At 64.5% G+C, this 8,327-nt stretch carries 8 protein-coding genes and 1 pseudogene; 5 read left to right on the forward strand and 4 right to left on the reverse strand.

Going from position 1 to position 8,327, the window contains the following annotated elements; all coding sequences use genetic code 11:
* Window positions 1-130: 130 nt before the first annotated feature.
* On the reverse strand, window positions 131-496 hold the full coding sequence (locus ACFE71_RS13740; RefSeq protein ID WP_375429341.1) for a winged helix-turn-helix transcriptional regulator: 366 nt from the start codon (window positions 494-496) through the stop codon (window positions 131-133).
* 96 nt (window positions 497-592) lie between these two features.
* On the opposite strand from ACFE71_RS13740, the gene ACFE71_RS13745 reads away from it, so the two are divergent.
* A complete protein-coding gene (locus tag ACFE71_RS13745; protein WP_375429342.1) occupies window positions 593-1,714 on the forward strand; it encodes an NADH:flavin oxidoreductase in 1,122 nt (373 codons plus the stop codon).
* A gap of 189 nt (window positions 1,715-1,903) precedes the next feature.
* Window positions 1,904-2,407 (forward strand): ferritin-like domain-containing protein, encoded by a 504-nt coding sequence (locus tag ACFE71_RS13750; RefSeq protein WP_375429343.1) that lies wholly within the window; start codon window positions 1,904-1,906, stop codon window positions 2,405-2,407.
* Between the two features lie 142 nt (window positions 2,408-2,549).
* Here the strand turns inward: ACFE71_RS13750 and ACFE71_RS13755 are convergent, their stop codons facing one another.
* Together ACFE71_RS13755 and ACFE71_RS13760 are read right to left on the reverse strand one after the other, a co-directional pair.
* A complete protein-coding gene (locus tag ACFE71_RS13755; protein ID WP_375429344.1) occupies window positions 2,550-4,364 on the reverse strand; it encodes a GMC family oxidoreductase in 1,815 nt (604 codons plus the stop codon).
* A 193-nt stretch (window positions 4,365-4,557) separates the two neighbouring features.
* Window positions 4,558-4,740 (reverse strand): hypothetical protein, encoded by a 183-nt coding sequence (locus ACFE71_RS13760; RefSeq protein ID WP_375429345.1) that lies wholly within the window; start codon window positions 4,738-4,740, stop codon window positions 4,558-4,560.
* Window positions 4,741-4,821: 81 nt separating this feature from the next.
* On the opposite strand from ACFE71_RS13760, the gene ACFE71_RS13765 reads away from it, so the two are divergent.
* Window positions 4,822-5,283, forward strand: a complete 462-nt coding sequence (locus tag ACFE71_RS13765; protein WP_375429346.1) for a DUF2501 domain-containing protein — start codon at window positions 4,822-4,824, stop codon at window positions 5,281-5,283.
* A 565-nt stretch (window positions 5,284-5,848) separates the two neighbouring features.
* Here the strand turns inward: ACFE71_RS13765 and ACFE71_RS13770 are convergent.
* Window positions 5,849-6,229 (reverse strand): hypothetical protein, encoded by a 381-nt coding sequence (locus tag ACFE71_RS13770; protein WP_375429347.1) that lies wholly within the window; start codon window positions 6,227-6,229, stop codon window positions 5,849-5,851.
* 622 nt (window positions 6,230-6,851) lie between these two features.
* On the opposite strand from ACFE71_RS13770, the gene ACFE71_RS13775 reads away from it, so the two are divergent.
* A complete protein-coding gene (locus tag ACFE71_RS13775; protein WP_375429348.1) occupies window positions 6,852-6,977 on the forward strand; it encodes a hypothetical protein in 126 nt (41 codons plus the stop codon).
* Between the two features lie 674 nt (window positions 6,978-7,651).
* A pseudogene (locus ACFE71_RS13780) lies at window positions 7,652-8,184 on the forward strand (IS5 family transposase); the annotation flags it as partial.
* Between the last annotated feature and the right edge of the window lie 143 nt (window positions 8,185-8,327).

The raw sequence follows: 8,327 nt of genomic DNA on the forward strand, positions 1-8,327 counted from the left end.
TCCAGGGCTCCTGCGGAGCCTATCAGAGGTGTCCGCCACACCGAGGGAAGATCAGATAGGATCCGCCGCGAGTCCTGAGAGCCACGAGCCGTTCACGTCTCCGCCGATTGCCGGTGGGTGGTTGGAGACCTCATGCTGCGTCGCGCCCGTCGAACGCCTGCCGCGCAGCCTCCACCATATCGAGATGCTCCGTCGTCCAGGCGTAGAGCGTCTTGAAAGGGTCTTGAAGTGATCGCCCGAGCGGCGTGATCGAATACTCGACCGCCACCGGCGACGCGGGGATCACCCGCCGCGATAGCAGGCCGTTTCGCTCCAGGCGGCGCAGGCACTGCGTCAGCGCCTTCTGCGTCACGCCCTCCAGATGACGCCTGATCGCGTTGAACCGCATTGGCCCGCCATCGAGGACGGTCAGCACCATCATCGACCATTTGTCCGCGATCTGGTCGAACAGCAGCCGGCTTGGGCAATCGACCGCGAAGTGCCGGCACTGGGTCATGAGTTTCCTCCCGGCATAGCTGGTCGATCCGTGGTGCTCTATTGAACCCAGGTTTCCGATATATACCTAAGGTGCCGAATAACAAGAAAGACACCTATGCCCGCGTCCGTCGATACCCTGTTCCGTCCGTTCCGCGTGCGCTCGATGGAGCTGTCCAACCGCATCGTCATGGCACCGATGACGCGTACCTTCGCGCCCGGCGGCATTCCGGGCGAGGCCAACGCCGCCTACTACCGGCGTCGCGCCGAGGGCGGGGTTGGGCTGATCCTGTCGGAAGGAACCGTCATCGACCGGCCGTCATCGCGCAACCATCCCGGCATTCCCTTCTTCCACGGCGACGAGCCGCTCGCCGGCTGGGAGGGAGTGATCGACGGGGTCCACGATGCGGGCGGACGCATGGGGCCGCAGATCTGGCACACCGGCGCGGTCGACGGCCCGCCGGCCGGTGACTGGACGCCAGACGCGCCGGTCGAAAGTCCGTCGGGATTCGACGCGCCGGGAGTCGAGCGCGGGGCCGCGATGAGCGACACGGCGATCGCCGACACCATCACCGCCTTCGCGAAGGCGGCGGGAGAGGCGAAGCGGCTCGGCTTCGACACGGTCGAACTGCACGGTGCGCACGGTTATCTTATCGACCAGTTCTTCTGGGCGGGCACGAACCGGCGCACCGACCGCTACGGCGGCATGACAATCCGTGACCGCTCGCGCTTCGCCGCCGAGGTGGTCGCCGCCGTGCGGGCCGCGGTGGGCAGTGATTTTCCCATGATCTTGCGTGTCAGCCAGTGGAAGCAGCAGGACTATGCCGCACGGCTGGCGGAAACGCCCGAGCTGATGGCCGACTGGCTTCAGCCCCTGGTTGAGGCGGGCGTCGATGTTCTCCACTGCTCGCAGCGGCGGTTCTGGGAGCCGGAGTTCCCAGAGATCGACGGCGAGAACGGGCTGAACTTTGCCGGTTGGGCCAAGAAGCTGACGGGCGCGGTGACGATCAGCGTCGGTTCGGTCGGGCTATCGGGCGACTTCATGGGCGCGTTCGGCGGTCAAGGATCGACTACCGTCGGCCTGGACAAGCTGGTCGAGCGGATGGAGCGCGACGAGTTCGATCTCGTTGCCGTCGGTCGCGCGCTCATCACCGATCCCCATTGGGTGGATAAAGTGCGCAGCGGTAACGCCGCGGGGCTGAAGGGCTTCGAAGCGGCGGCGCTCGCCGAACTCGTTTGAGCGGTTGCGCGGGAGGTCGGCAGCCGACCTCCCATGTCACTTCACCTGACAAATCACGGCCAATTGGCGATCGGCTTTATGTCGGTGTGGCCGGCTGCAACACATTGGACGCTCAGCGGTTGACTGGCACGACGGCTACCGCGCGGGAAGCCATATCGTCAGCCCATCGCATCCGAACGGAGCACCTTCATGTCCACACCCGACAGCCTTAAAGATCTTTATGTCGACGAGTTGAAGGATCTCTGGTCCGCCAACGACCAGATGAGCCGCCTGCTCAAAAAGATCGGGAGCAAGGCGTCCGACGAGAAGCTGAAGGAGATGCTGGCGAAATCGCAGGAGGGCATCGCCAAGCACACCGACATTGTGAAGGAGCTGATCGCTGGGCAAGACGAGAAGGTGTCCAAGGAGCATTGCCTGGGGATGGAGGGGCTCGTCGCCGAGGCCACCAAGCACATCGTCGAGGAAGGCCCCAAGAAGGGTCCGCTCCGCGACGCGGTGATCATCGCGCAGTACCAGCGCATGACGCACTACGGCATCGCCGGCTTCGGCACGGCCGCGGCCTATGCGGAAGCGCTCGGACTGGAGGACGACGCCGCCAAGCTGAAAGGCGCGACGGAGGAGATCTATGGCGGCGACAAGTATATGAACCAGCTCGCCGAGACCTCGGTCAACCTCAAGGCCGGCGACGAGTAGGAGCAAGGCCGCCTCCGAGCCGCCCAGGCTCGGAGGTCTGCCATCTCGGGATGCGGATCGATGCCGGTCGCCGTCTGGCGCGGACGCGGGTGTTTCTCTGCGCGTAAAACCCTGAACAAGCGGCGGCGTCCCGAAACGGCGATCATGCGGCGTTCTTGTGGATGCTCGCGATCAGGTCGGCCGCGCGTTCGCCTATCATGATCGCCGCCGCGTTCGTGTTGCCGCTGATGATGTCGGGCATCACGCTGGCGTCGGCGACGCGTAGGTCGCGGACCCCAATCACCCTCAGCTCGGGGTCGACGACGTCGCCGATCCGACAGGTGCAGCACAGGTGGTACACCGTTGTCGAGAAATGCAGCGCCATGCTCTCCAGCAAGGCGTTACTCGGCGCTTCGCCCTCGACATGGTGATGCGCGCGGGCGAGGTCGGGCGGGACCAGCCAGGGGCCAAGCCGATGTGGCCCCGGCCAAGCAGCGGCTATCGCCAGCGTGCGGCGCATCACCGCGACCATCACGCGCAAGTCGTGCGGGTCGGCGAAGTAGTTCATGGCGATCGTGGGCGGCACCGACGGGTCGGCGCTGGTTAGCACGACCTCGCCCTCGCTATGTGGCAGGACGGGGTTGGGGAGGAACGTCACGTTCTCGGCAGTGGTGGCGAACAAAGTCGCCGCGTCGGCGGACAGCTTGGTCAGGTCGATGTTGAGCTGGTTTTCGTACAGGCCCAGGTCGTAGGTGCACGGGATAAAGGCGATTTGCGCGTCGTGGCTGTGCTTGTCGCCCAGCCCCGTCGAGCAGAAGGCCACCGCGTCGTAGAGCGAGGAGGAGGCAACGCCGTGACCGGTCGCCGCCCATTCGCCCAGCCGCCGCTCAGCTTCGGCCTTGAGCGCCAGGAGCGCATCGGGCAGGTCCGCGTCGTCGGCCGGATCGGCGGGTAGCGGCCCGGCGGGCGCGCGCAACGCGTCCGGCCCCACCGAAATCGCCACTTCGGTCAGCGACATGCCGATGCCGGGCGCGGCAAAAAACATGCCGCATTGCAGGTGGTCCTTGAGGTGCCTGCCGACATGGGGGTTGTCGAGCCGGCAGCGCACGCCCGCAGCCTCCAGCTCGCGGCGCGGTCCGATGCCCGACAGCATCAGCAGGTGCGGCGAGCCGACCGCGCCGCCGCTTAGGATTACCTCGTACGCGGCGTTCACGACCTGCACATTGCCGTCCACGTCGCGGTACTCGACGCCGGTCGCCCGCAGCCCGTCCTCATCGTCCAGCACGACGTGCGTCGCATGGGCGCCGGTGACGATCGTCAGGTTCGCGCGCGCCTCGGCCTCGCCCGCCAGATAAGCGTGATACGTGCTCGATCGCCGACCACCCCGCGTGCTGGTCTGGAACAAGGAAGTGACGCCGGCGGGGTCGAGCCGGTCGCGTCCATTGTAATCGCCATGCGTCATGCCGGTCGACGCGGCGGCGACGACGAAGTCGCGCGACGCCGGGATCACGGGCGAGCGGACGCTGACGCCGACCGGCCCGCCGGTGCCACGGACCGGCCCGTCGATCACCGCTTCGTTGGTGGGCACTACGTCCTCGGCTCGCCTGAAATAGGGTAGCACATCGTCATGGGACCACCCTTCGGCGCCCAGCTCGGCCCAGCGGTCAAAGTCCCCGGGATGGCCATGGACCCAGGCCATGTAGTTGATGCCCGACGAGCCGCCGAGCATCCGCCCGCGCGGCACCGGCATTCGCCGACCTTTCAGCCCGAGCCCCGCGCGCCCCGCGTCGGCGGTGAGCATCCAGTCGGTCTCGGGATCGAGCTGGAGGGTGGCGCACGCAACCGGCATCAACGCGCGCTCGGGCGGACGATCGCCGGCCTCCAGCAGCGCGACCGTCACACGCGAGTCCTCGCTTAACCTCGCCGCCAGCGCTGCGCCCGCCGAGCCGCCGCCCACAATGACGTAATCGACCTCCACCGCATCCCTCCTGATCAGCCTTCAGGCTTTGCGCGCACCGTCATCGGATACCGGCCGCTTGGCAACGGCGAAGTTGCTTGGACAACTCACGAACGCCAAAGCTGCGATCGTCCGCGATGTGCACGACCTACCGCTTTAGCGACGGCGTAAGACTGGCCTCAAGGTCCGCGTGTGGGTCCGCGTGTGGGTCCGCTCAGACTCCGGTTCGCTCCGTCAGTTCCAATGCATCTTCCATGTCGACATCAAGGCAGCGTACGGTACTCTCGATCTTGGCATTGCTGAGTTGGATCTGACCGTGCGCAAGTTGCCCGTCGCTTTGTAGAAGACCGAGCCGCCCGTCGAAATCCGGGACGCCAAGCTGCTGTTCAACGACCATGGGCTGGAGTCGTTGGGGCCACGTCAACGGAACGGGCTGGCGTTGTTGCCCGTTGAAGCGGGCGGCAGAGGAGAAGCCAAGATGTTCAAGTTGTTTGCGTTCATAGCCGCCGCAGGTCTCGCGGCCGCGGCCCCCGCTCAGACGACTCCCGGCGCGGGCGAGCTCGCTGGCGTGCTCGGGGGGGCCTTGCCGCGGGTTGGCTCGATCGGGGCGGGCAACGCTGCCGGCTTGCTCGGCTACTGCCTAAAGAACAACCTGCTCGGCACCACTGGGGCAGCCGGCAATGGCGGTGGGTTGCTTGGCGGTGCGGCGGCTGTGCCGAGCGCGACCCCGACGCCAGCCGCACCGGCGACCGGCGCGCGCGCTATCCTCGAGCGGCTGCTCAGCCGACCCGGTGTGCAGCAATCGCCGGGCTACAAGGCTGGGGACGGGGGGCAGGTGCAAACCGGCAACGGCCGCACGCTTGGGCTGGACGGCATGCAGGGGCAGCTCAGGACCCAGATGTGCAAGCTGGTGCTTAACAGGGCAAAGTCGTTCCTCTGACAACTCGTCCCCGCATCCTGTTCAGCGACTATTCGAGCAGCGCTCCGCTATCGAGCGGGTGTGCGACGCGAGGCAGTACAAGACTCGGCACTCGCCCGTTTTCCCGCGAACGCAAAGTCGTGCGCCCGGCGTGGACGACTTGCAGCAGTTCGCCGGGGGGCTCAGGCGCGGCGATTAGCAGCAGCGGCAAGGCGATTGTTGCACGCCAGCCCATCGCGGCAGTGTCCCCGAGGTGAAGGGTGGAGGCTAGATCCGCATGTGATCTTCGTCCAGCGGCTGTGGCGGAGCATCCAGCGCAGACATCACGACGCTGGATCACGCGATGGTCACATGAATGGGTGTCTGAAGTCGAGAGGCCGGGAAGCACGCGCGAATGACGGATTGTGGGTCTTAGTGGCTGCGGAGCTACTGGCGCGCAGGTGTTTGAATGTTTGCCAGGATGGGCCGGAGCTTATTTTCGTTACGTACGACCGCCCCTCCCGTAGCTGGTGGCGGCCAATCAGCCACGGTGAATGTGATGACGCAAACGCGTCGTCACCCAGGTCTTGCGCTTGGCCGCCTAACGTCAAGCCTGGGCCTTCGTAGGTTCGTCATTCGGGATCGGTGTCTCGATCGAGGGGTCTTCGGCGCCGTCTTCAACGGCCGCCTGCAGTTTGGCGATTTCCATGTCGGTGATCCCGTTGCCCGTCGGCTGGATCGGCAGATCGGCGGGGAAGTTGATGTCGTATTCAAGTCGAGTGCTGTCGGTCATCTCTTGCTCCTGGCTGAGCGTGCTCAACGCACCAGCCGCCGAATGGGGCAATGCATTGAGGCCGCGCTCGCCGACGCGTCCGGTGATGCCAAGGTTGAACGGGTCGAGGGCGGACACTGATGCGGCGTCTCGGGAGAGCGGCGCGGTAGCCAGGTCTTCATGACCGCCTCCGTACCCCCTTTCCTCCAGCGGCATGCATGAAGACCTCACCTGTCGGTTCTCCTGAAACAGTGGACTCGACTCGCAGGTGTGAGCAGGCGTTTTCAGCTTCCTGAAAGGGTAGACTCGTACCTGAAATAGTGGACTGGACTGGAGTATTAATGGTTGATCTTCGGCCGTTTTCGCGCGTGGGTTGATCGGGACGTTTCAATCCTGTCCTCTGCTTACTCGCATTGGGATGGGGCTACTTCGCTACATGTTCGTCGGGTTCGGTACGCGCGTGGCAAGACGTTGGGGAGCTTAGCGCGATGGTGCTCGGTCTTTCCATGTCGGCTTCTGGCCGCAGGGTTTTTGGTTTTCCCAGTACCAGGCCGAAGCCGGCGTCAGACGCGCGCTGGTCTAGGGCGGACTGCGTCAGGCTACTTGCGCCTCGTTGACTGCTGACAAGCTGCTAGTATTGTGCGAGAAGCGCCTTAGTGACGCAAACAGAGTGCCGTTGGGGTGTGATGACCCCTTCCGGATAGCGGATGACGGCCGAGCCTCGTGCTTTGGCCGGGTTGCCGCTACGTTTGTCCAGGGCCCTGCCTAAAGGTAGCGGCACCTGGATGCATCCATTCAGGTCATCACGGCCCGGCTCGCTCGAGCCGAGGACTAGCGCATGAAGATGACGCTTCTCGCGGTGATCGCCACGGGCACCGTCAGCACGGCGTTGAGCGCTGCGCCTCAAGCAGGTCGCAAGATTGCGAGGGCGGCCGCACCGACCGTCTCGACCGGTCCCGAATAATGAGCTATCACCTTCGACGAGGTAGAAGGAACGGTCACATTCATCGATCGCGCGAGCATTTCAGGTAACAAACCGAACGAGCTTGGTCGACAAGGGTCAAGACGGCACGTCCCGGCGCGTCACCAAGGCAAAGCAAAGTCCTGAACGAGCTGGATTGCGGGCAACGGCGATACCGATTCCTTCAAATTGTCTGGCATGGTTGGGATGGGGACAACGGGGTGGCGTGCCTCCCGATCCGGAGTGGTCGTATGCTACGCCCGACACGAGTGTGTATGACCTTCTGACCGAGGTGTGTCCGAATGACGGAGTAAAGCGTGACTTCGGGCCTGTTAAAGACCCGCTCAATGATGCTGCGGTTATTCTAGCACAGGAAGCAAAGCTTGCACGTGGCGCGTAAAGTACAAAGCCGTGCGCGATTCTCAATTTTGGCTTTTGACGGCAGGCGCTTTGAAATGACTTCAACAAGGATGTAGCTCGATGTTCACTGAACCGAACGACGCTGAGCTAGCTGAAACCGCGTGAGCGTTCTCGATAGCATCCGACTTGATGGATGAGATGGTGGAGGTGGTTGGCGGCAACCCTGATCGTGCGATCGGGATCGTGACGCTGGTGGCGGCCGTGAAAGGCAGAGACCCGGCGGCTGGATCCATGATGACTCATTTGCCGTCCATCAACTCGCCGCCGAGGGTGGGCCGCCCGACCAGCTCATGGTGGACGCCACGCACCTCAAGGCGCACCGAACTGCCGCGTCTTTGCGTAAAAAGGGGCTGTTCCGCGCCGTATCGGGCGCACCAAGGGCGGGCTGAACAGCAAGCTGCACGTCGTCTGCGACGAGCGGGGCTGGCCCTGTGTCCTGCTTCTCACCGAGGGCCAAGTCAGCGACTATAAGGATGCCGCTGCGATGCTCGCGGCCATGCCGAGCGCTCCCGTGCTCATCGCCGACGGGGGCTACGACTCCGACTGGTTCCGCCAAGCGCTGCGCGTCCGCGGCACCCGTCCATGCATCCCCGGTCGCGCCAACCGCTCCAAGCCCATCCGTCATGGCAAGAAGCTCCACCGCGACCGACATCGCATCGAGATTATGTTCGGACGCCTGAAATAATAGCGGCGCGTCGCCATCCGCTACGATCGATGCGCCCACACCTTCATGTCCGCCATCACGATCGCCGCCATCGTCTTGTTCTGGCTACCCCGCAATGGGTCCTGAGCCTAGAGACCGCCTATGAAGATGTAACGGAAGAAGGTGTGGATGCCGGCTTGGAGCCCGATGCACGGCTCGGCTGAATTAAGGGTGTGACCCATACCCGGACGCTCACGGCCCGCTTTTGGCTCCCCGGTTTTGGACATTGG

Origin of the sequence: uncultured Sphingomonas sp. (assembly GCF_964237155.1) — a bacterium.
Classification (GTDB): domain Bacteria; phylum Pseudomonadota; class Alphaproteobacteria; order Sphingomonadales; family Sphingomonadaceae; genus Sphingomonas.